The organism is Sphingobacterium sp. WOUb80, assembly GCF_050058145.1.
GTDB lineage: Bacteria > Bacteroidota > Bacteroidia > Sphingobacteriales > Sphingobacteriaceae > Sphingobacterium.
Genome location: NZ_CP165617.1, coordinates 2,155,050 through 2,177,379 on the forward strand (window position 1 = coordinate 2,155,050; position 22,330 = coordinate 2,177,379).

Consider the following 22,330-nt stretch of genomic DNA (forward strand, 5'->3'; position numbering starts at 1 on the left):
GGCGTTTATCTATTGTAAAGATCGCTAGATTAGTTGAGATAATAGTTGTTCATTTCCGCTAAAATGTTGTTTAAAGGAGGACTGCTGATAATAATTTAATTCCAAAAGGCTATTTCACTTCATCAAATATATTATCAGTTTAAAGATCACTCCAAATCAACCTACTCTTCGATAATGACAACCGTCTTTTATCAAAAGGTTCTTCCATGATCATCCACACCTGATCCGTCAATTCAAAATATTTTTGGTGCTTAGTTAATCTATAGTCAAAAATCCAATAACAGAAAACTTATTGACAGCTAGGACTCCATCCTCAACAGCTAGATATATTTTTTTTAAAACCAAACAGGATTCGATATTGTATTAATAGTACTTTTCAAAAATAGGTAGTAATTAGGAAGCCTTGAGATCCTCCCAGACTCAAGGTTTTTTTATATCCTTTTTCATCGCATATCGTCCTTTATCCACTTTAATTCCCCACGTTGTATCATGGCTATATATTTTTGCACGTGATCATCGGTCAATAAGCCATTGTCGTCAAGGTGGTAATTGAACTGCTTAGTGAAGGTGTAATATTGAATACTTCCTACATAAGCATTATTGAGATAAATATGCCAAAGGCTATATTTCTTGGCCCGGACTTCCACTACCTGGCGTTTTCCATGATGATAAAACAACTCAGGCACATCCGTATCAAAGCGAAGTATAAGCGCGTCAATGCACGCTTCCTTGATGTCATCAGCAAGTACACCGAATGCCAATTGCCACACTCCCTGAGATTTCCTGAAAACATAAAAAGCAAGACCATTTTTGTTATAAAGATGATAATCTTTCATGCCCATGCTTTTATCATGCACGGTAATTTGAGCGTACATTACCCGATTTCGGCAAAAGATTTCTAGCGGTTCCATTTCACAATATTACTAATAATATTAGCAATATTATATAAGGTAAAGATATTTAGGGTTTCTCATTTTTTATATGTAATTGGATGGATGAAGACTCTCATAGCCCGAAAACAGCATCACACAAATTGTCTGGACGTGTTCCTTGAGCGTTTCTATCAGGCGATTGTACATTTCGAATTCGAAGGTATTACGTCCTATTTGTTATGTAGTTGTAATCAGCTTTGCTTTCCGCCTTAAAGTTACAGTTAGGACAGATTAAAAAAATACCCACAAGTGGGTATTTTCTCTAAAACCAATTCATACTAATTTCACTGTGTTAAAATAATTGAAACATGATTACCTACGGCTCTACCTATTTGTTTATGTAAATGACCATACATAAGTATTACTACCAAACGACTACATTGACCATGAAACCACAGCTTAACGATACATTTGAATATGACTTTTCCTTTTCCTGGGAGCAGGTCCTAAAATATGCAGAATTATCAGGTGATACCAATCCTGTTCATGTGACAGAAACCTACGGTAATGATTCGATCTTTGGGAAATGCATTGTCCATGGCTATTATAGTATTAGTATATTTTCCAAAGTCTATGGAACAATGCTCTACCCTGACGGACACATTTTGATCAGCCAATCAGCAAAATATGTTAAGCCGGTTTTTGCCGATGAGGTATATACAGCAGTCTTTACAGTTACAGAACTACTACTTGACAGAAACAGAGTCCGTTACCGCAATGAAATCATTAATAAACAAACCGGAGAACTGAAGGTGACAGGTGAGGCTATTTTAATGAATAAAAAATATTACCAGCCATGATAGCACAAAATATTGAAATCCGATTGGCTAAGGACAACGACTTTGACGAGATCTATCGGATCTGGCTTGACGGCATTAGCAACTCTTTTGATGATAGCGCTTTCAATATGGAGCAGATACGCAAAAAATTCGCTTCCAATTTTTTTAGTAGGAATGGTATTTTCAATTTTTGGTTGGCTGTTGATGAAACTGAAAAAATATTGGGCTGGCAGTCTTTAATCCGTGTATCAAACAATCCGTTCCGTGAACATGCATTTGCCGAGAGTAGTACCTATATTTCAAAATCTAACCGGCTCAAAGGTGTCGGAAAGCTCTTACTGGAATATGTGATGGCACAGGCAGAAAAAAGCGAACTGGAATATATTATAGGCTTTGTTGCGCTAACCAATGAGGCAGCAAAAAAAATAACGTCAGAAACAGGCTGGCATGTCATCGGGCAAATGCCTGATTCCAAAAAAGGGAATAACAAAATAAGAAAATCAATTTTAATACGAACTGTATGAGTAAAGAACTGGCAATACAGATTTTTGGTATCTTAACCCTCGTTGCTTCCTATGCTATCAAGCTTATCGGTTTTCCTGAGCAGATCCAGAAAATAAGGAAGTCAAAATCAACGGCGGGGATCTCCACCGTCTTATTTGTCACATCCTTTATTTCCTTTTTCCTATGGACTATATACGGCTTTTTAAAGGATGACTGGGTTATCATCTGGGCTCAAGGCTTAGGTACAATCGTTGGCGGAATTCTGTTGTTCTATATGTGGAAATACCGAAAATAAACTTCGCTTATCAACCTTGCAATACTATAGAAAAATACTATATCGCATCAATTAGGTAATATTTTTAGACTTCAATTTGCGTATCAGGTTCTTTCGATGGGTCTTTACGATTTCACTGGATAGGCAAAAAACATCCGCTATTTCCTTATTTGATTTTCTATGTATAATTAAGGTCAATACCGAAGTTCCGGAATTTGTTTTTCAGTATTTGGAGAAGAAGACCTGTAACTATTTACCCAGTGTTTGTCAAAATAAATTCGCTCATTTTCCATAAAGAAAATTTTATGGGATATTCATTGGTTGGCATAAAGTCAAATTCACATACTATACCGTCTTTCCCTAAACGGCAGCCCGCACCATGAAACTGGTAATTGAATCCACCAATTTGTCCCGAGCGATTTCGACCGCTCTTTTGTTCAAATTCATCCATATTTGGAGAAAACTGATATTTGAAGTCGTTTATGAAAGTGACATAATCGTTCAATACTTTTCTTATAACTAGATTAATCATCTTGCATCAAGATACAAATTAGATATGTAAATTAGTTGCTTAGTTATATATATTAATACAATGGGATTTTTTTGGGTTCACAAGTTATCATTTATGTGTATCGTATCGATAAGCATCTTATCGCAAGCTGTCGGTCAGTCCCTTGTTTTGGAGGATGACTCAATCGCGGATATTCCTCCTCACATGATTGAAGTATTTCCTGAGCCGCCTTATGGTACAAACGGATTTAAAAATTGGATTGTTAAAAATTATAAGATACCAACTGCTGCCAAGAGAGCAAAAGTAAACGGCAAACTGATTATCAATTTTACGATTGAGAAAGATGGCCGGCTCAGTAATTTGCAGATAACCAAAGATATTGGTTATCATACAGGTGAAGCATTAATTGAATTAATTAGAAAATCTAGTCCCTGGAAACCGGGATATCAAGATGGACGTGCTGTAAAATGCGGATACACCTACCCGCTGAGGTTTGACGCTGGTAATCTAGCATTAGAAAATAACAAAAGAAAAACTAAATAATAGCGAATATGTTTCCCACAGATCATGAATTCACAATGGTATACGCGCTTTACATACTGCTATTGAGCTGGTGTTCATCTATTGTAAGATCGCGAGATTATTTGAGAGAAATCTATATACTTGGTTTTGAGAGAAATCTCCAGAAAAATGAGCAATGCCTATTTATAATTGAACATTATCCTAAATCAGTTCTACTTTATATGGAAACAGAGTCCAATTATAAGGGACATAGCTGAACTCCGTAATTTATTTGCACATTTAGTGGAACAGTCCCCCAATAGCGAAATTTAGAGTTTTTCGACCTCTTCGACAGAAACACCTGTGCCCTTAGCAATATCAGCTATAGGTAGCCCCATTTCCTTAAATGCTTTAGCAGTCTCAAGAGCTTTTTTACGCTCTCCTTCTGCTAGACCTTCTGCTAGGCCTTTAGCTTTACCTTCTGCTAGGCCTTTGGCTTTACCTTCCGCTAGACCTTTGGCTTTACCTTCTGCTAGGCCTTTAGCGTGACCTAAAGCTTCTCCTGATTTCTTGGCCGAATTAAATACGCTCTCAGCATCACGCTTATGTTTTAAACTTGCTTCGTATGACATTAGCTCCTCCTCCGTTAGTTTACCTATCTCTCCTATCTCAAAGATAAGACCAAATATTCTTTTATCCAAAAATGTTGGCAATCTATCCATGGTACTCAAGTGTTTAAGTAAGTACAACCACTGATCCATAACTGTCTTTAGTTCTTCCGGCTGTTTATTAAATAATGGAAGCGAAATCATTTTATATCCCAATTTATCATAGAATATTTCTTTGGTCAATTTGTCACACAGCGCCACATCATAGAAATAAGGGCATTCTGTGACACGGGATATACCAGAATTTCCATTTCTATCCATATCAAACTCCAAAATACCAATAAAGTAAACCTCCGGTAGGTAATAATCACTACCCTTCTTACCTCGCGCTAATTGTTTATTGATGAGACGTGAGGTATAGTACACTGCACGGTCCTTAAAAAATTCTTGAAAGAGCTGCTGCATCTCAATGATGAAAACCTCACCATCGCTGCCGATACAATGTAAATCAAATACAACACGACGCATTTCCTCATAATCACCATCATGTTCTACAGGCTTATATCTTAGATCCGAAATTATCTTCTCTCCATGAAATAGACTATTGAGAAACTCAATCAGTAAGATTTTGTTGTCCTCCCTACCAAAGTAAAATTTCCAACCGAAATCGGTACGTGGATCTACATACCTACCCAAGTGCTTTTTTGATCTAGCCATAACATTTATTAATTGGTTATCAAGCAAATATACAATAATAAATTCAAAAATACTAAATTAATTAGCAAAAAAAAACAAAAGTAGGAAAGTAATTTATAGTGATAATCAATCGCACGAGCTGAAAAGTTATAGACAGACTAGTCTTTATTAAATTTTATGAGTTACTTAGTATGTCTTAAATTAGGGCTATAGCCTAGTAAATAATATCGATTATGTGTAAATTACTTTTAATCACTTTTCTTACCGTTTGTTGTCTTAACAGCAGCTCCGCAAATTATTCTAATAACGCTTTTGATAAAATACACAACACTTATTTTTATGCGTATATCCGGGTGGAAGGGAAATTCCTATCGAAAAAACTAAAGGTAAAAGTTGACCTAGGAGATTCTGATGAGCAGATCGCGGAAGGTGAAAAGCTGTCCGAAGTATTGACCAATAAAAAATCTTATGCCTCCATATTGAACTATATGTCAAAGATTGGCTATGAACTGGTAAATACATTCGATTTAACGGATAACTATAATGGGTCGGGTGGAACTTCTGGAATTATTTACATAATGAAGAAAGCGGAGGAATAAAAGGTTAGTACTATCCCATCTTTCTCTAAACGACAGCCCACCATGAAACTGGTAATTGAATCCACCAATTTGTCCAGAACGATTTCGACTACTCTTTTGTTCAAATTCATCCATCTTTGGAGAAAACTGATATTTGAAGTCGTTTATGAAGTGGAGAATTCGTTTCAAATAGCAAAATTTGGCCAATACTAAAATCTAAATCCCATAATGAACGATAAGGTAAATATTGAAAATATCAATCTTGCTGAACGAATTCGTTTAGGAGTGCAAAAGGCTTTACGAAAATTGGCAGAAGAAAGTGCTGCAAAGGAACTACTTATGAATTTACCAAAATAGTTACTTTACAGGCTCTGTAAAGCTTGCTAGATTATTTGAGATATCAGTTGTTAATTCTATTCAAAAATTTTCGATACCTCAAAACGTTTCTTCCTAACCGAAAACTTAGAAATTTCCAACGCCATTATTTTAGCCATCCAACAACTGTTTATTAATGTCCGCCCCACTATTGCCAATACATTTAGGGCCTCTGACGCTCTTCTCGTAATAAGTTCACTACTTCCATTTCCACCAATTGCCAAAGTCTTTGGAAGGTTCTCAAAAATTTGATAGTCGATATTGGCTCCAATTAATTCGTCAGTGTCCCAAAGTCTCACAAACTCTGGTCCTATAAACTGTTCAAAACCGGAGTAATTCTGTAAAAAAAACAAGTAATCGTTAGGAAGATTGAAGTTCAAAATTCTTTGTATTTGTTCAATTTTTGTTTTGGCTTTTTGAGTACGTTTTGGACAATTGTATTTCAATAATAGTTCACTGACTGTTTTCATATTCTAAGTTACTATTTTTTGTAAAGTTCTATTTTTCTGTTGTCATATTGTCTCGTCGTATGTTTGATTTAATCTCATAATATGTTTATTAGATTTGAAGAAAGCGTGGTTAAGACAGTTGTCTCGTTGGTAGCAGGATACCGCTCAGGACGTTTCGTCACACGCTTTCTTTCATCTCAAAACTGGATAGTTCGATGGATCTTAAAATCCGCATTTACGACGATAGTTTTATAGATGTTATTTTATATTAAATCAATGCTATGAAATGGATTGGAATTGATGTAAGCAAAATCAGTTTTACGGTTGCTTACCCTACAGAAAACGCTTATCGTTTGGAAATCTTTAAGAACGATTGTAAAGGTATTAAACAGTTTATCACCACACTTCATAAGGACGATTACCAATGTGTCCTGGAAGCTACAGAGACGTACAGCACTCTTTTGCTCTATTTGCTCCAAGAAGCACATATAGCTGTGTCCATGGTAAATCCTAAACAGATTAATCACTTTGCCAAGATGATGCTAAGTGTCACAAAAACTGATAATCTGGATGCTAAGTTAATTGCTATGTATGGAGAAAAAATGAAACCTGATATTTATAAGATTCCAAGCGTGGCCATTCAAAGACTTCGGCAAAAACGGACTCTACTTCGACAATTTAAGAAGCAATTACGTATGCTTTTAAATGTTCAGGAATCATTTCTCGCGCTACCAAAAGTCGACCACACGGCAAACAAAGCTCTAAAAAAGAGTATTGCTTTCATTGAAAAGCAAATACAAGAATTGAATCTTGATATAGTCGCCGTAACCCGTAATGAATTTTCAAAACAGCTGGATCACCTGACATCTATTAAAGGGATAGGAAATGGAGTTGCGACTGAACTTATAATGGCAACTGGTGGTTTTGAGTATTTTAATTCAGCTAAAAAATTCGCAAAATACATTGGCGTATGTCCCAGTTATCAGCAGTCGGGAACATCAATTAAAACTAAAGGAATCATTACTCGTCATGGCGATCCAGAACTTCGCTCGCTACTTTATATTGCCTCTTGGTCGGCAATCCGATATAATACCCCGTGTAGGGAATTATATGAACGTTTAAAAATTAAAGGTAAACCAAGCAAGGTGGCGTTAATGGCCGTTATAAATAAATTATTAAGACAGGCCTTTGCAGTTATTATATCGAATACGGATTACGTTGACAATTATACATGTTCAACAGAATAAATAGTTATAAAAAATTTGGAATTTAATATAGTTCGTCCTGAAAACTTTACAGATCAGAAAATGTTTTCTTATAGCTATTGGAAGGTTGGAATTGGTCGTGGTATGCTGAAATTAATAGACTTACAGCTATTAACTTTCAAGATTATTACAAATCGTTAGACTAAGGTATAAGTTTGAAAGAATGGTTGGATACGGGAAACCGTAGCTGATTTATTCGATAACCGCCAAGGGAAGCCATGTTGGCTAGATACTCGCTTTTTACTTTTTTATTTGCGGCAATTATATCTAAACAGCTCGGCTTTAAAAACTTTTACTTCGGTAACGAGATTTTACCGTCTGCGCCATTCTATAATCGGCTTTATATTAGCCTATACATCATTAATCGCATAATTACAGAGTAATTATGCCAGTTCTTTTAGGATCTTTGATATTGTTATCAATTGCTATAGACAATGTTGATCAACTCTCTTCTGTGCATAGGCCGCTAATTCAGTCATCCACAACAACAGCTCCTTTACAGAATCATATATGAATTATTATTGTGGTCATCATAATAATAGACTGTATACTCCGTGTTGCCGTTAAAAAGGTTACTCCATTATCGCTTCTTCTTCATAAATTGAAAGTTCGATTTGCCCTGTTTATAATTTATTATCCCAGCCTTCAGGTCAAAAGTCAGCTGGATATTTGCTGGGTCATATCTAAAAGTATGATCTTCGTAAGCATCCAGAGGCAAAGCATGTTGTCCATCGGCTTGAAGCATCAGTAGATCGCCCTTTTTAAAAAAATTTAGGTTTAAAGGAATGTTCGGTTCAAAATAGTTTCCTATGTATTGTGCGAACATATCATCTGTGAGCTTTAATGATTTCAAGATGGGATCATGCAATGGTTCATCGCAAATGATCTTTCTAATTTCACTCTTCGGCGTATAGGTAAGGAAAGTTGAATTATTCTGTAAAACAATAATTGTCGCATCATGATCGATTTGCCGGCCAATATAAGTTTCATAGCCAGCCCAGCCTCCTGAATGATAGATCAAACGCCCATATTTCTTAGATTCTCCGATCTCCCATCCAAAGCCATAGTCTGTCTTCTCTCCGGTTGCCGTCACTCCTGATTGAAAGATTAATGCCTTATCCGCTGTATTGACCAATTGCTCGGTATACAATGCTCTATCCCATTTGAATAGATCGTCTAAGGTGGAATTGACCATACCATCTCCTACCACACCATCCAGATAATAATAATAGTGACCCTTACCGAGGCTATCAGCAGCAACTTTGTTCCCCAAACTATCTGTTACATAGCCCACAGCGTAATTTTTTAGCACACGTGGTGCATATCGACTTCGATACACGGAGGTATTCAACATACCTAGGGGGTCGAATATATTATTCTTCAAAAAGGTAACGAAACTTTCCTTTGCTACTCGCTCAATTATGAGCGCCAATAGCGCATACCCTGTATTACTGTATTCGAATCGCTCACCTGGCTTGAAATGAACTACTGGCTTATATTTCACAAACTCGGTTACAATGGTTTCATTTGTGACAAAATGACTCTTGTCCCAATTCTCAATAAACAAATCCATATAATCGGGAAGGCCGCTGGTATGCAGAAGTAGGTGCTTAATGTTGATGTTACCATAATCGCTTAGTTCGGGAATATACTTGGACATCAAGTCATCATAGGCGAGCTTTCCGCGCTTCTCCAGCAATACTACTGCCATTGCCGTAAAAGCCTTTGACACAGAAGCAAGTTCAAATATAGTCTCTGGATTAAGACTTTCCCCGGTCGCCACATTAGCCATGCCGCGGCTTCCCCTATAGATTACTTTTCCACCTTTTGCCACCAAAACATTACCATTGAACATTTCTTTATGATGCAAAGTATTTAAGAGGCTATCTATTTTTGTCGCTTGGATACTTTGTGCGAAAGTATTTGCATAAAGTAAAAATAAGGGGGCAAAAAGCAATTTTTTGATCATCATATCTTTCAATTATGGGACGAATATATGTAATCTTTTCTTGAATGCTGCTTACAATGCTTAATGCCAAATACCTTCTTCCAGTTATACAACATAGCCTCGCTGATCCCTATTTTTCTGGAAACTTATTCCAAATGGATTATAGTCTCGGGGAATTTTATTGCATTTTTTCATCATAAAACTTCCAATCCCCCGTGTCCTTTCCATATGTATAGAATTCGGTTTTTATCAACGTTCCCTGTTCATTCTAAAATTTCCATTCACCATTATGTCTTTTGTATTTATTATAAATCTCTAAATGTTCCAATTCGCCATTTTGGTAATAATAATTCCATTCGCCAATTTTCATTCCTGATTCATACAACTATGCGCGAAATGATGTCTGTTCGGTATCACTGCCCTGCGGTGGCAGTCCCTCCAAATCAAAAGCCTTATAGCGGTGCTTCCCATCGGGACGATCTGGATATCCCAGCAACGTGTAAACCGGATAAGAACAATTCATTCTACAGAACGTTTAGGTTTTTATTCAAATGAAAGCTGTTATTTACTCCCTGGATCTGGCTTTAAGGGCATCTTGGCACAGCGGATCACTTCAATAGATGGACATCCCTATTCAACAAACACTTTGCCATTTAAAGCATATTCTTAGCGCTATCTCTTCACTAAATCTGCAGGTATGGGTATGTTTTGAGTATAATTAACAGAATTATTTTGATAGATCAGATTTACCAATTTTCGATGTTGGCGGATTTATCAAGAATGGATTTGATCAAATCATTAAAATATGTGTTTACGTACTGATGATTTTTTTCCCCTCTAGGTTCACCATTACCCTTAAAATAAAATTTTTTCACGTTCATTTTATTCCAAGTACCGTTGTAATTCATAATTTGGGCACTAAATGTTGGGCTATTGATTCGTATCTTTCCATCTTTAAACAAAAAAGTTAAAGTATAATCCACATCATAATAAGCCTTCGAGAAACCAGAGGTTTTAAGTCCCTTATTTTTGTAACCTGCTAAAGTAATAGCCTGCCCAGGAATCAAAGTCAAGCCATCTTTGGGATTGGAGTACAAACTATTTATCGACTTAAGTACGTTATCGTATAGCTCCTGCTGTTTGGAGCCTGGAACTTCTACAACAGCATAATCCTGGTTTTCTTTAGATATGAAACCGGTTGGCGCAAGGGTAAAATACTGGGAGAACGCTGAGTTTGCGAACAAAAGCATAAATATTGCGGTTACTATAATTTTCATATTTAATTATTTTAAGGACAGTTAAATAAATCAATAAACTTTTCAGTAGAAGTGATTATTTCTATCACAACTTGGTTGCAATATACACCTTTCAGTAGTGAAACACAAGATCATGGTTGATGGTTTGAAATTTCTGCGACCAAGCGCTATATCATCCGACAAGATCGCAAAGTAGCTATTTTTTACGCCTAGGACATTCTATATATTTTAGAAACAGTTCCCTTTTCGGATATAATATAACTGAATCTATAGATTTTATTGCTTCGTCACCTAATTTAAACCGGCTTTGGATATTCCTCTATTGTAACGACCGTTAGATTATTTGGGATAATTTTGCTCATTAGGCAAAGAGTTCTTCTATGATCATTCACAGCTGATCTGTCAATGTAAAATATTTTTTTACTGCTTAGATCATCTATAGTCAAAAATCCCGTAAGAGAAAACTTTTTGACAGCTAGTACTCCATTTTCAACATCTATAAATAATTTTTTTTAAAAAACTAAACAGGACTCAATATTGTATTAATAGTACTTTTCAAAATAGGTAGTAATTAGGAAGCCTTGAGATCCTCCCAGACTCAAGGTTTTTTTTATTCCTTTTATATCGTTTTTCATCGAATATCGTCCATGTTGTATGCAGTTTTTATTCTTCAATTAAATCAAAGGAATTTATGATAATGTTTTTAGCTCCAATTTCATTAATAATATCCAACAACGCGAAAAATGTTTCGGATGTTGAAGTGCCAAAGTCTACTGTGAAAATCGTTGATTTTTCCGAAATACTGGGAATAGATACATTATGTATAGCCTCAAGCAAATCTAATTCATTAGTAGATTCATCATTGTTCTCTTTCAGAGCTGTAGTAGTCCAACTTTTTAACCACTCAAATTCTGCAAATTTTGTATCCAAAATAAATTCAACTCCGTGCCAAAATATAGGGTGTAATGCTATATTTAAATTTTTATATACAAAATTTATAGGCTGATGATTTGAAAATGTATCTGGGTATAATTCTTCGATACCATAATTTCCATCATTATTTGATAAAAAATCAGGTCTTGTCAAATTAAATAATAAGGTTTCCTCATCAGAACTTAATTTTAGTAATATTTCTTTTACACCATTACCTCTGTTTCCATAAAAGGAAATTAATTGATTAATGTAAGTATTTCTATGATGATTAATTATTTCTTCAAGAGTCATAAAATATTAGGAAAGTCTTTTTAAAATTGCATACTATAAACTCAGCGCCATTGTCACATCAGACTGACGTAGGGCAAAGTCCATCTGTGCCTCGGTAAACTTTGATCTTTTCATCGTTTCTTCTCCTATTTAAAGTTAGTAATTCACGACGAATTCTCTATTTTTAAAATGTACTGTTTTGTGGGGGGAGGTCAACATTATATCTTTGATAGTATTAAAATCTGAATAAGCATGAGAAAGGTAACTAAGGCAATCAACACGACGATTGATAGATTTTCCGAGCACACAACATATTGGCAACTTGGCGATACTGTACTAACTGTGGCGCTATTATGATATTAAATTCAAAATAACTTCGATTTAAAATGTTTCAACAATTTAAAAATACATTTAAGCTTGATACAGATAAATGGGATGATTATACAAGCTGTTTTAAGCGTATGGAGACTCCTGCCAAAACCATACTTTTAAACGAAGGTGAAGTCTCTAAAAGAATGTTCCTGATTGAAAAAGGTTGCATCCGTGTGTGGTTCAATGGCAATGGAAAAGATATCACGTGCCAGTTTTTCCTGGAAAATGAAACAGTTGGCTCCATCGAAAGCTTCCGGAAAAATATTCCGAGCCCTACAAATATTGAAACTATTGAGCCGAGTATTTTATGGTGGATACACAAAAGAGATTTGGATCGGATAATTGAGGAAATCAAAGAAAATCCTCATTTGAGGGATATGTTTATTGATAAAATTTTTGATCGGACTTTCGATTATATGAAATATTTCTTCTCAATGGTCAGGGATACCCCACAAATGCGGTATCTAAATTTATTAATAGAAAGACCTGAAATTGTAAAACGAGTTCCACAGCATTACATCGCCTCCTATCTGGGAATTTCTACCGTACACCTAAGCCGGATCAAAAGTAAAATATTGAAAAAATAGATTTGATAACAAATGTTATTGCTGAAGGTTATGCCAGTCTCTAATTTTGTCTTAAAATTATTAAGATGAAAGCAGCAGTAGTATTCCAAAAAGGTGAATTGCCAAAATATACAAAAGAATTTCCGGAACCAAAGGTTCAGAGCGAAAATGAGTTATTGATTTTGGTAAAGGCATCTGCCGTAAAAAACCTTGACAAAATGCAAGCAAGCGGTAAACATTATTCCACACAGAACGAAATATTTAAGGAAAAGGTTGTCGGTGGAGATGGCATCGGTTTCCTGGAGGATGGAACTCGGGTATACGGAATAGGTATCAGTGGAATGATTGCAGAAAAGGCAATCGTAGATAAAAATAGAATAGTGAAACTACCGGGAAACATTGATGATGCAACGGCTGCCGCCCTACCAAATGCAGTAATGGGTTCCGCCCCTGCATTACTTTTCAGGGCTGGCTTAAAAACAGGAGAAACTGTTTTAATCAATGGTGCGACAGGTGTCACAGGGAAAATTGCTGTGCAGATTGCCAAATTTTACGGCGCAAAAAAAGTAATTGTAACGGGTCGAAATGAATCGGCTTTAAAAGAATTATTGGCCTTAGGTGCAGATGAAATTATCAACCTTAAACAGGAGAACGAAGCCTTTTTAGAACAATTAAAAAACAGCCACAATCAAATTCCGATCGATGTCGTTATTGATTATTTATGGGGACAGAGTGCAGAACTTATTTTATCAGCACTGAAAGGTGATGGCTCGTTTTCGCACCGTACACGTTATGTTACCGTTGGAGGGATGATGAGCGATACGCTTACATTATCATCTTCTGTTTTACGCAGTACTGATATCCAAATTTCAGGTTCTGGCCTTGGATCATGGACCCGAGAAGAAATAAAGCTACTTATTGATAAAATACTTCCCGAAATGTTCCAGCTTGCAGCTGAGGCTAAACTAACGATTGATACAGTAAAAATTCCGCTAAAAGACATCGAAACAGCTTGGGATATTAATATTGATGGAGGAAAACGCTTGGTTATCATCATCTGATAATCCTGTAGTATCTTTGTCTGTACTTTATTTGAAAAAAGTTGAAAAGAGAAGCTCGCAACCTCAAAAAGAGTTAACTGCCGAACCCCTCTTCTACCCGAGAGCCTCAGAATGATCAATATTAGAAGAAACATTATTATTGTTCTCGTGCCTATTTAAACAAGAAAGGAGCTTTCCACCCCTAGACGACTTGCAGATCTGATGACGAGTTATTCGTTAACTAGCCATTGACAATTTCTCCGCCATTGGGATGTAAAACTTGACCGCTCATAAAACGTGAATCTTCGCTAGCTAGAAATAGAAAGCTTGGTGCAATTTCATTCGGCATTCCTGCCCTTCCCATGGGAGAGTCGCTTCCAAATTCGGAATTCTTTTTAGGGTCAAATGAAGATGCTATCAATGGAGTCCATACGGGACCTGGGGCGACAGCATTGACCCTAATTCCTTTAGCGATAAGATTTGCTGACAAGCTTCGTGTAAAAGAAATTATGGCACCTTTTGTTGCAGAATAATCGATCAACTTTGGACTGCCTCGATAAGCAGTTACAGACGATGTATTAATGATGCTTGCCCCCTTCTTAAGATAAGGTATGGCATACTTCGTAATCCAGAAATAGGAAAAGAAATTATTCTGAAAAGTCTTGTGTAACTGTTCAGTGGTAATTTTTTCAATTGATGCTGTTTCCCAATGAAGACCTACATTATTAACGATAATATCAACTTTCTTATGCGTTTTTATCGTAAAATCAATTACTTTTTTACAGTTATTTTCATTTCCCAAATCACCTTTAATCAGCGTGCATTTTCTAGAGAAGGATTCAACCTCTTTCTTGGTTTGTTTTGCATCTTTTGATTCACTTAGATAAGCAATAACAATATCAGCTCCTTCCTTCGCAAATAACAACGCTACAGCTTTGCCAATGCCGCTATCTCCGCCCGTAATCAACGCTACCTTATTTTTTAATTTTCCTTCTGCAGGATACTTTAATGGAGATGTGTCAGGAACTGGTGCCATATTTATTTCCAATCCCGGTCGCTTTTGCTTTTGCAGTGGTCGAATCTTTTTACTTGCTACTTTTTTCATACTACTTCCTATAAATAAATACAAACAATTTTTGATTTCCAGCCTTACTTCTATTCGATTGTATAACAAATAGTTCTTCTAACGAAGAACTATTTGTTATACATCAAGAAGGCACTTTTCTTGATTTTTCTCTCTCCCAAACACGGTGGCCTTTCATTACCGCTATAAAATCTGCTGTTAAATTGTCCTTGCTTTCGAAAATAACGCCTTTATCTTTTTTAATAAATGATCGTTCAGCTAACCCTTCAGCATCTTTTGCAAATGCAAGGACCTTACAGTGTCGGTAACCTTCATTGATAAAATGTAGATAATCGGCATTTTGCGCTAGAGTCTTTACTGATTCGCCTGCTGGTGTGAAGAACGCATCGTAACAAACTGAGGCCTCTGTAAGATAGGAATGTTGGATATCTTCTTCTGTCCCTTCCATGAACTTGATCTTTCCGACATGAGATGCGATTAGCACGGCTTGTGCTCCTTCGCTTTCAAGTGCTGTTTTCATTTTATCTATCGAGGATTTGCTAGCCCCATTATCAACAAGGAAAGCAACCTTCCTACTCTTGATTGTACCCTCGCCGTCTTTTACTTGCATGCTCAAAGCAACAGACTTATCAACTTCTGGTTTGACTGGTTTAAGAGGATATTGAGGATGGTTTTGCCGTGCGAATTTGAGGGTTAATGGATCAAGTTCTTTTGGCGGTGTAAGCCCGAGGTTTGTACCAACATTTTTTGCTAATCTCGGATCTATCTGATTCAAAATAGCCAGTTCTCGCTTTCGTATATTGACATCATTTACTTTCGAAAGCTCAAAACTCAGGGCATTGACCATGTGATCCTGTTCTTCTGGGCTTTGTGAATTAAAAAATAATCTTGCTTGTGTAAAGTGGTCTGCGAAGGAATCTGAGCGAGCCCTAATTTTCGAGCCATCAATAGGTTGCTTGTGGGACTCAAATCCTACCCCATCATTGAGCATTGCGTGATAAGGACAACCCACAGCTTTACTATTAGGGAAATAACTCACAGCACCTTTAGGAATCTCAGATCGCGCAAAACCATCTTTTTGGTTATTATGTTTGCCGGTCACTGGACGATTGATAGGAAGCTCATGGAAATTTGGACCACCTAATCTATAATTTTGGGTATCCATGTAGGAAAATATTCGCCCTTGCAAAAGCGGATCATCCGAAACATCTATACCTGGCACTAACCTTCCGGGATCGAAAGCCGCTTGTTCGGTCTCTGCAAAAAAATTCTCTGGGTTGCGATTTAGTGTCATCGTTCCGATAATCTGAACAGGCACCAGTTCCTCTGGAATAATCTTTGTCGCATCAAGAATGTCAAACGAGTATTTAAATTCATCAGCCTCAGGAATTAATTGAACGCCGAGATCCCATTGCGGAAAATCGCCCCTTTCAATAGCTTCGTAGAGATCCCTCCGATGAAAATCAGCATCAAATCCTGAGATCTTTTGAGCTTCGTTCCATGCGACTGAATGTACTCCTAATCTGGGTTTCCAATGAAATTTAACGAACGTGCCTTTACCTTGAGCATTCACAAATTTAAACGTATGGACACCAAAACCTTCCATCATCCTTAAACTGCGGGGAATGGCACGATCTGACATCGTCCACATGATCATGTGTGCAGATTCGGGCATCAGTGATACAAAATCCCAAAAGGTGTCATGTGCAGATGCCGCCTGCGGTATTTCGTTGTTCGGCTCTGGTTTTACGGCGTGGATGAGATCTGGAAAATTCATCGCATCCTGAATAAAAAAAACTGGAATATTATTCCCAACGAGATCGTAATTGCCTTCTTCGGTATAGAATTTAACAGAGAAACCTCGTACATCTCTTGCAAGGTCGGTAGAACCTTTGAAGCCCGCTACTGTTGAAAACCTTGTAAAAAGAGGCGTTACTGTTCCTTTTTTTAAAAATGCTGCGCTCGTATATTGGGATAGGTCAGCTGTGGCTTCGAAAATACCATGAGCTCCTGATCCACGCGCATGAACGACACGTTCTGGTATACGTTCACGGTCAAAATGCATCAGCTTATCAAAATAAATATGGTCCTGTTGTAATGATGGCCCCCGCTCACCCGCCTTTAAGGTATTGTTGTTGTCGGAAATAGGCACACCATCATTGGTGGTCATAATCTGCTGGGAATTGTCCACTAAATGCTGATCTATCTCAGCAGTTTTTAAATTCTTTTCTTTTTTCATATCCAATGCTGTTCTGTTTTATACTAGTATAATCTTTCCCATGGCAGGTCTTAATTCTTATATACCGTACTATTTTACTTAGATCCACCAGGTGAACAAAGCCAAAGTCTGAAAAGTTTGACAGGTATTTACATTTACCGTTCGATGAAGGGATTTGAGAAAACACCGCTGGTTTTTAAATAAATTAAGCGCTAGATTTCTTTTATTGAACTAAAGTGGTTTGGGCAGGGTTATCTATGAAGTAACACTTAAAATTTTTATTATGGCAACAACGAAATCTGAACCGGCAAAAAATGCCACAAAAAAACCTTCTGGTAATACAGGAAAAATGAAAGACAGTGAATTCCACGAGTTTTTCGTCGATGAACTAAAAGACATTTATTGGGCAGAGAAACACTTAGTGAAAGCTTTACCCAAAATGCAGCAAGCTGCAACTAGCGAAAAACTCGCCGCTGCTTTTGAAAAGCATACCAAGGAAACTCAGAAACATATAGACACTCTTGAACAGGTATTTGAGCAATTGGGAGAAAAAGCTGTTGCTAAAAAATGTGACGCCATGCAAGGTTTGCTTGATGAAGCCGACTCGATCATTTCTGACACAGAAAAGGATACTTTTACCAGAGACGCAGGTCTCATCCTTGCCGCACAAAAAGTAGAACACTACGAGATCGCTACTTACGGTACTCTTCGTACATTTGCAGAAACGATGGGACACGACGATGTAGCTACACTGCTCCAAAAAACCTTAGATAATGAAAAGGATACCGACGAAGCATTGACAGGGATAGCAGGTGGTTTTGTAAACGACAAAGCTGCCCAAGAATAGTCGAAATACAGCAAAAGTCTTCACGACGAGCTAAAGGCTTTTTACGAAAACAAGGATAGGTATATATTTGTTATTTATATTCTCAACTATATTAAGTAAAATTCGTGTATGAAGGCCGGACTTGATAATTCGGCCTTCACTAATTTTTAGCAAAAGACCTAATCTAATTTATATTAAACATTATATTTTTCAGAAACTTTCCATACATCCGAATTTTCAATACATACTAAAACCCACGTTTTGGCTTTTATCGCTGTACCTGCAGCTGTTGTATATGGAGCAACATAAAGGACAATTTGAACTGGATCAATTACTTCGACATTACCCATCGAAATCGCACCATCTATAAAATAGATCGGTATCTCTAGATAGACACAATCCATTAATGGCCGAAAATTAAACTTCCCAAAACTACCTATATAGATATGTGAATCGTCAAAACTTATTTGTTTCATAATCCTACAATGAACCGCCTTTAAGACTCGTCTTTAGTATTCTTCACAAGACTTATTCCTGATGAGAAGAAAATAAGCGCCAAAATACCGACTACTGCCAAATTCGTATAGGCATTACTCTTCATGATCAGTTCATAGCCAGTATAAATTAGTCCTACAATACCCAATATTGTGAGAATAGTTCCAAATATTCTTTTTACGTTCATGATTAATATATTATTTTTTTTGAATCCTTTTTGCCTGAAAATTTTTCTATTTCAGCCTCAAGCTCCTGCTTTTAATTACTGATATAACACGTCTCAAAAACAAATAGATTGCTTTTGCAAAATAAATTATTGGATTGCTAAAAAAACAAAAATGGCATACGACTGTTAGAATTATCGCAGATCAAAATTCCAAAATTTATGATCTGAAATAAGATCACTATAACTTTAACTTTCAATTTGTAAGATTATGAATGGTATTATTTTTCATGGTACTGAGATTCATTATGGCGGCATAGCTGAGTTCTTATTCAGCCCGGAAATTGGTTATAATGCGATGCCAGCAATTATCGAATTCCTTGGTGGCGAAAAAGCCTACGCCGAAATTATCCACGCTCTTCCTTCAGAGATCACGATTACGGTGGGTGAACATTCAACCGATAAGGAAGAGAAAGTCCCCCAGGAAACCTGGCTACTTCGATATGATAAAAAAGAGGACAATTGGAAAATAGTCGAAAAGTTGCAGCCGGGATGAACCTTCGTCGGAGTGCAATCATGTTCAGTTGATGACCATACGATTTCCGCAAAGGAACTATTGTTTTGAAAGTACACTAAAGAAAGGCTGACCTTAAAAAGTCAGCCTTTGCAAAAATCAAACTAAACTGAAACGTTAGCTTTTATTTTATTTATTGGGATTGTCAATTTAACCGGTAGACCTTAAGCTGTTTTTGCAGCTTTTTTCTTACCATATGGATTCTCGTTTTTATTGTACCTTCTGGCATATCAAAATAGGATGCAATTTCATGGTATTTATAACCATCTAAAAACAAACGGAAAATTTCATAGTTTTCTGCCGTTAAGCTGTTCATCGCCCGTTCGATATCTTCGGCCATAAACTTATTAATCCCTTTGTTGAGTTCTGTTGTATTTGCACTTTCCAAGACCACATATTGATCTTGAATTTCGGTAGTACGTTTTGCTTTTCTATACTTATTAATGTAAGTATGTTTCATAATTACATATAACCAGCTCATTAACTTCGGATGCTGAATAAAATTGTCTATGGACTTCAATGCTCGTATCCACGTTTCTTGGATCAGGTCTTCCTTTTCATCCGGATCAGCAGTAAATTTAGCAGCAAAATGATGAAGTAAACTTCTTTTTTCGTTGATGAGTACATTTAAATTGTGGTTGTTCATAACTTATCCTCTTTCTTTATTCAACTGATTGTTTAAAATGATTATACAAGAAAAGGATAACAAGAAGAGTGCTAATTTTGAGGGCCAATTGCCATATAAAATAAATAGCATTGTTAGCGGTAAAAATACGTTGTCCTTATTTACAAAGCCTATTAAGCAAATTTTAATGGATTTTTGCGCTTAATTTTAAATACAGATAAAAAAATAAGCAAATAATAAAAAAAGACAATAGGGTATTTATATATGGGGAAATGTTATAAATACGTTTATTCTTAAGTGTTATTTGCAAAACAATTTGGTAGTCGGTCGCTGAAAACTGTATACCTTATTAATAACTAACAACTAGCGATTGATAAATAAGAATTAGCGTTTAAATTTTATCCATTCAAACCATAATCTATCGAAGGCTGTTCTACTGCAAAAACAAATATATTATGGGAAATTTATTGTATATCATTGCTGTTATTTTAGTCATTATCTGGGCATTTAGTTTCTTTGGAGGTTATGCTACAGGGAATATAATTCACGTTTTATTAGTTATCGCCATTATTGTTGTTCTGTTACGTGTCATCCGAGGGGCTGCTTAACGCGATATAAAAATCTGGTGCATGGTATATAAAAATTTTATATACCATGCATTTGACTAGAAAAATAAACCTGACCTGACCAAGGCTTTAGCAATGCGACAGTGATTTGAGCATAATCAGCATCTGACAAAATCTCGGTATCCATTTCATTCGTATTAAATATCATTTTCCATTGCAGATCCGCAGGTAGAGTTACCTGTTGTGCAATGGCAGAAAAATTCATCATTACAAATAGAGAACTATCGTTTTTTTTCATCGCTAAGATAAGTACATTTTGTTCCGGGAGACATTTGGCTGTCATTTCATCGCGCTGTATATTTTTCAGCACAGGATTGGTTTTACGGAATGCTATCAGGGATCTATAATAGGATAAATGTTGCTGATGGATTTCGCTATCCTGTTCTTCCCAATTCAATACGGTATTCCTAAATATCGTCTCGTCCTGCGGATCGAGAAATTCTGAATCTTTAAAAAAATCTTCAAACTCTTTCTTTCGTCCCTGTCTCACCTGCTCTACAAGTTTGGGGTCACTATGACTAGTAACATAGGGAAAAGCTCGTTTTGTTCCCCATTCTTCTCCCATGAACAGTAAAGGAAGATATGGTGACATGAACACGGCAAAGGCCATAAGTCGCGTTATTTCTACAGGATAGAGTGAAGCCGCGCGATCGCCCATCATCCTATTGCCGACTTGATCATGATTCTGGCAGAAGACTATAAAATGATCCCCTTTGATACCGAGAGTGTCTGTTCCAAAGAATTTTTCCCGATGGAAAGAATAGTTGCCATCGAATACATATGCTTTTTCATAAGCTTTTGCTAGATCGGCCAATCCATTAAATTCCTCATAGTACCCCTTTTTTGGTTCGCCCACGCTTACTCTTAAAGCATGGTGAAATTCATCGAGCCATTGTGCGTCCATCCCAAAACCATTTATCGCCAATGGGTCTAAAAATCGTCTATCGTTGAGATCGCATTCAATAAATAGAAAATGTTTTTTTCCGGATTTAGCAATCATTTCATCCGTTTCCTTACGAATTTGCTGAAGGATATGAACAGCGTTAAAATCCCTGATTGCATGTACCGCATCCAAACGCAGCGCATCGATATGAAAGTCTTCAAACCACATGCGTACATTGTTCAGTACCCAATCCCGCTGTCCATGACAATAGCCGTCGTCATAATTCAGCGCATTACCCCAGGGCGTATGGTATTTGTCGGTAAAATATGGGCCATAATTCGAGAAATAGTTTCCCTCTGGACCGAGATGATTATAGACGACATCCAAAATTACCGCAATATTGGCCTCATGACAGGAATTCACAAGCCTTTGGAATTCCGAAGCGCCACCATAGGAATGCTGCACTGCAAAAGGAAAAACGCCATCGTAGCCCCAATTTCTTTCACCAGGAAACTGTGCAACAGGCATAATTTCAATAGCAGTGATACCCAAATCTTTCAGATAGGGAATCTTTTTGATAACACCATCAAAATCATGGGATGAAGTGAATGTTCCTACATGAAGCTCGTAAATAATAAAATCAGACAATGCTGGAGGTCGATAGTCTTTATCGGTCCAAGAAAAAGTGAGATCAACGATTTTTGAGGGACCATGTACACCTTCTGGCTGGGAGAGCGAAATCGGGTCCGGCAATTCGTTGCCATCGACACTGATCCTGTATAAATCTCCAGCTGTTAGTAAATCAGTCTCTGCGTACCAATAACCATACTGTTGGGGTTTAAGCGCGATCTCCATATCTTTTTGATAAAATCGGCAAAGCACATTCTTTGCCATTGGTGCCCATACGCGAATCTGCCAAACGTCACCATTGCGACGAATACCCAATTGTTCAATTCCTGTCTTGCTCATCAATATCCCC

At 36.8% G+C, this 22,330-nt stretch carries 26 protein-coding genes; 12 read left to right on the forward strand and 14 right to left on the reverse strand.

What is annotated here, in order from left to right; translation table 11 throughout:
* Positions 1-443: 443 nt before the first annotated feature.
* On the reverse strand, positions 444-836 hold the full coding sequence (locus tag AB1Z56_RS08855; protein ID WP_426791772.1) for a hypothetical protein: 393 nt from the start codon (positions 834-836) through the stop codon (positions 444-446).
* 440 nt (positions 837-1,276) lie between these two features.
* Between AB1Z56_RS08855 and AB1Z56_RS08860 the strand changes: the two genes are divergently transcribed.
* From AB1Z56_RS08860 to AB1Z56_RS08870, 3 genes are read left to right on the forward strand one after another with little or no spacing between them, the layout of a single operon-like run.
* Positions 1,277-1,732, forward strand: a complete 456-nt coding sequence (locus AB1Z56_RS08860; protein WP_426791773.1) for a MaoC family dehydratase — start codon at positions 1,277-1,279, stop codon at positions 1,730-1,732.
* Positions 1,729-2,235: an N-acetyltransferase family protein gene (locus tag AB1Z56_RS08865; RefSeq protein WP_426791774.1), complete on the forward strand. Its 507-nt coding sequence runs from the start codon at positions 1,729-1,731 to the stop codon at positions 2,233-2,235. Before AB1Z56_RS08860 ends, AB1Z56_RS08865 begins: the two co-directional genes overlap by 4 nt.
* Positions 2,232-2,510, forward strand: coding sequence for a SemiSWEET family sugar transporter (locus AB1Z56_RS08870; RefSeq protein WP_426791775.1), 279 nt, complete (start codon positions 2,232-2,234; stop codon positions 2,508-2,510). The genes AB1Z56_RS08865 and AB1Z56_RS08870 overlap by 4 nt, the downstream gene beginning before the upstream one ends.
* 51 nt (positions 2,511-2,561) lie before the next feature.
* Here the strand turns inward: AB1Z56_RS08870 and AB1Z56_RS08875 are convergent, their stop codons facing one another.
* A complete protein-coding gene (locus AB1Z56_RS08875; protein WP_426791776.1) occupies positions 2,562-2,687 on the reverse strand; it encodes a LuxR C-terminal-related transcriptional regulator in 126 nt (41 codons plus the stop codon).
* A 55-nt stretch (positions 2,688-2,742) separates the two neighbouring features.
* Positions 2,743-3,021 (reverse strand): DUF6896 domain-containing protein, encoded by a 279-nt coding sequence (locus tag AB1Z56_RS08880; protein WP_426791777.1) that lies wholly within the window; start codon positions 3,019-3,021, stop codon positions 2,743-2,745.
* 60 nt (positions 3,022-3,081) lie between these two features.
* Here AB1Z56_RS08880 and AB1Z56_RS08885 point away from each other — a divergent pair, with 60 nt between their 5' ends.
* Complete coding sequence (locus tag AB1Z56_RS08885; protein ID WP_426791778.1) at positions 3,082-3,543, forward strand: energy transducer TonB; 462 nt, start codon at positions 3,082-3,084, stop codon at positions 3,541-3,543.
* Positions 3,544-3,830: 287 nt separating this feature from the next.
* Here AB1Z56_RS08885 and AB1Z56_RS08890 read toward each other — a convergent pair whose 3' ends face one another.
* Positions 3,831-4,826, reverse strand: coding sequence for an Rpn family recombination-promoting nuclease/putative transposase (locus AB1Z56_RS08890; protein ID WP_426791779.1), 996 nt, complete (start codon positions 4,824-4,826; stop codon positions 3,831-3,833).
* A gap of 212 nt (positions 4,827-5,038) precedes the next feature.
* Here AB1Z56_RS08890 and AB1Z56_RS08895 point away from each other — a divergent pair, with 212 nt between their 5' ends.
* Both AB1Z56_RS08895 and AB1Z56_RS08900 read left to right on the forward strand, forming a co-directional pair.
* On the forward strand, positions 5,039-5,404 hold the full coding sequence (locus AB1Z56_RS08895) for a hypothetical protein (protein WP_426791780.1): 366 nt from the start codon (positions 5,039-5,041) through the stop codon (positions 5,402-5,404).
* A 207-nt stretch (positions 5,405-5,611) separates the two neighbouring features.
* Positions 5,612-5,740 (forward strand): hypothetical protein, encoded by a 129-nt coding sequence (locus AB1Z56_RS08900; RefSeq protein WP_426791781.1) that lies wholly within the window; start codon positions 5,612-5,614, stop codon positions 5,738-5,740.
* A 56-nt stretch (positions 5,741-5,796) separates the two neighbouring features.
* On the opposite strand, the gene AB1Z56_RS08905 is transcribed toward AB1Z56_RS08900, so the two are convergent.
* Positions 5,797-6,228: an SMI1/KNR4 family protein gene (locus AB1Z56_RS08905; protein ID WP_426791782.1), complete on the reverse strand. Its 432-nt coding sequence runs from the start codon at positions 6,226-6,228 to the stop codon at positions 5,797-5,799.
* A gap of 260 nt (positions 6,229-6,488) precedes the next feature.
* Between AB1Z56_RS08905 and AB1Z56_RS08910 the strand changes: the two genes are divergently transcribed.
* Positions 6,489-7,454, forward strand: a complete 966-nt coding sequence (locus AB1Z56_RS08910; RefSeq protein ID WP_426791783.1) for an IS110 family transposase — start codon at positions 6,489-6,491, stop codon at positions 7,452-7,454.
* Positions 7,455-8,052: 598 nt separating this feature from the next.
* Here AB1Z56_RS08910 and AB1Z56_RS08915 read toward each other — a convergent pair.
* The 4 genes from AB1Z56_RS08915 to AB1Z56_RS08930 form a co-directional block, all read right to left on the reverse strand.
* Positions 8,053-9,444, reverse strand: coding sequence for a serine hydrolase domain-containing protein (locus AB1Z56_RS08915; RefSeq protein WP_426791784.1), 1,392 nt, complete (start codon positions 9,442-9,444; stop codon positions 8,053-8,055).
* 361 nt (positions 9,445-9,805) lie between these two features.
* Complete coding sequence (locus tag AB1Z56_RS08920; RefSeq protein ID WP_426791785.1) at positions 9,806-9,943, reverse strand: hypothetical protein; 138 nt, start codon at positions 9,941-9,943, stop codon at positions 9,806-9,808.
* Between the two features lie 223 nt (positions 9,944-10,166).
* On the reverse strand, positions 10,167-10,697 hold the full coding sequence (locus tag AB1Z56_RS08925; protein ID WP_426791786.1) for a DUF4468 domain-containing protein: 531 nt from the start codon (positions 10,695-10,697) through the stop codon (positions 10,167-10,169).
* Positions 10,698-11,339: 642 nt separating this feature from the next.
* Positions 11,340-11,900 (reverse strand): hypothetical protein, encoded by a 561-nt coding sequence (locus AB1Z56_RS08930; RefSeq protein ID WP_426791787.1) that lies wholly within the window; start codon positions 11,898-11,900, stop codon positions 11,340-11,342.
* Positions 11,901-12,265: 365 nt separating this feature from the next.
* Between AB1Z56_RS08930 and AB1Z56_RS08935 the strand changes: the two genes are divergently transcribed.
* Positions 12,266-12,838, forward strand: a complete 573-nt coding sequence (locus AB1Z56_RS08935) for a Crp/Fnr family transcriptional regulator (protein WP_426791788.1) — start codon at positions 12,266-12,268, stop codon at positions 12,836-12,838.
* A gap of 65 nt (positions 12,839-12,903) precedes the next feature.
* Positions 12,904-13,878: a quinone oxidoreductase family protein gene (locus AB1Z56_RS08940; protein WP_426791789.1), complete on the forward strand. Its 975-nt coding sequence runs from the start codon at positions 12,904-12,906 to the stop codon at positions 13,876-13,878.
* A 220-nt stretch (positions 13,879-14,098) separates the two neighbouring features.
* On the opposite strand, the gene AB1Z56_RS08945 is transcribed toward AB1Z56_RS08940, so the two are convergent.
* Together AB1Z56_RS08945 and AB1Z56_RS08950 are read right to left on the reverse strand one after the other, a co-directional pair.
* Positions 14,099-14,962, reverse strand: a complete 864-nt coding sequence (locus AB1Z56_RS08945) for an SDR family oxidoreductase (RefSeq protein WP_426791790.1) — start codon at positions 14,960-14,962, stop codon at positions 14,099-14,101.
* Positions 14,963-15,065: 103 nt separating this feature from the next.
* Positions 15,066-17,180, reverse strand: a complete 2,115-nt coding sequence (locus tag AB1Z56_RS08950; protein WP_309360160.1) for a catalase — start codon at positions 17,178-17,180, stop codon at positions 15,066-15,068.
* A gap of 262 nt (positions 17,181-17,442) precedes the next feature.
* Between AB1Z56_RS08950 and AB1Z56_RS08955 the strand changes: the two genes are divergently transcribed.
* Entirely contained in the window at positions 17,443-18,006 is a 564-nt protein-coding gene (locus tag AB1Z56_RS08955) for a ferritin-like domain-containing protein (protein ID WP_309360158.1), read from the forward strand.
* Positions 18,007-18,179: 173 nt separating this feature from the next.
* Here the strand turns inward: AB1Z56_RS08955 and AB1Z56_RS08960 are convergent, their stop codons facing one another.
* Positions 18,180-18,461 carry a hypothetical protein gene (locus AB1Z56_RS08960; protein ID WP_309360156.1) on the reverse strand — a complete coding sequence of 94 codons (282 nt, stop codon included), beginning with the start codon at positions 18,459-18,461 and terminating at the stop codon, positions 18,180-18,182.
* 453 nt (positions 18,462-18,914) lie between these two features.
* Between AB1Z56_RS08960 and AB1Z56_RS08965 the strand changes: the two genes are divergently transcribed.
* Positions 18,915-19,199 (forward strand): hypothetical protein, encoded by a 285-nt coding sequence (locus AB1Z56_RS08965; protein WP_120333748.1) that lies wholly within the window; start codon positions 18,915-18,917, stop codon positions 19,197-19,199.
* 163 nt (positions 19,200-19,362) lie between these two features.
* On the opposite strand, the gene AB1Z56_RS08970 is transcribed toward AB1Z56_RS08965, so the two are convergent.
* Complete coding sequence (locus AB1Z56_RS08970; RefSeq protein ID WP_309360154.1) at positions 19,363-19,863, reverse strand: RNA polymerase sigma factor; 501 nt, start codon at positions 19,861-19,863, stop codon at positions 19,363-19,365.
* 434 nt (positions 19,864-20,297) lie between these two features.
* Between AB1Z56_RS08970 and AB1Z56_RS08975 the strand changes: the two genes are divergently transcribed.
* A complete protein-coding gene (locus AB1Z56_RS08975; RefSeq protein WP_120333750.1) occupies positions 20,298-20,450 on the forward strand; it encodes a lmo0937 family membrane protein in 153 nt (50 codons plus the stop codon).
* 37 nt (positions 20,451-20,487) lie between these two features.
* On the opposite strand, the gene treZ is transcribed toward AB1Z56_RS08975, so the two are convergent.
* On the reverse strand, positions 20,488-22,320 hold the full coding sequence (gene treZ, locus AB1Z56_RS08980; protein ID WP_426791791.1) for a malto-oligosyltrehalose trehalohydrolase: 1,833 nt from the start codon (positions 22,318-22,320) through the stop codon (positions 20,488-20,490).
* Between the last annotated feature and the right edge of the window lie 10 nt (positions 22,321-22,330).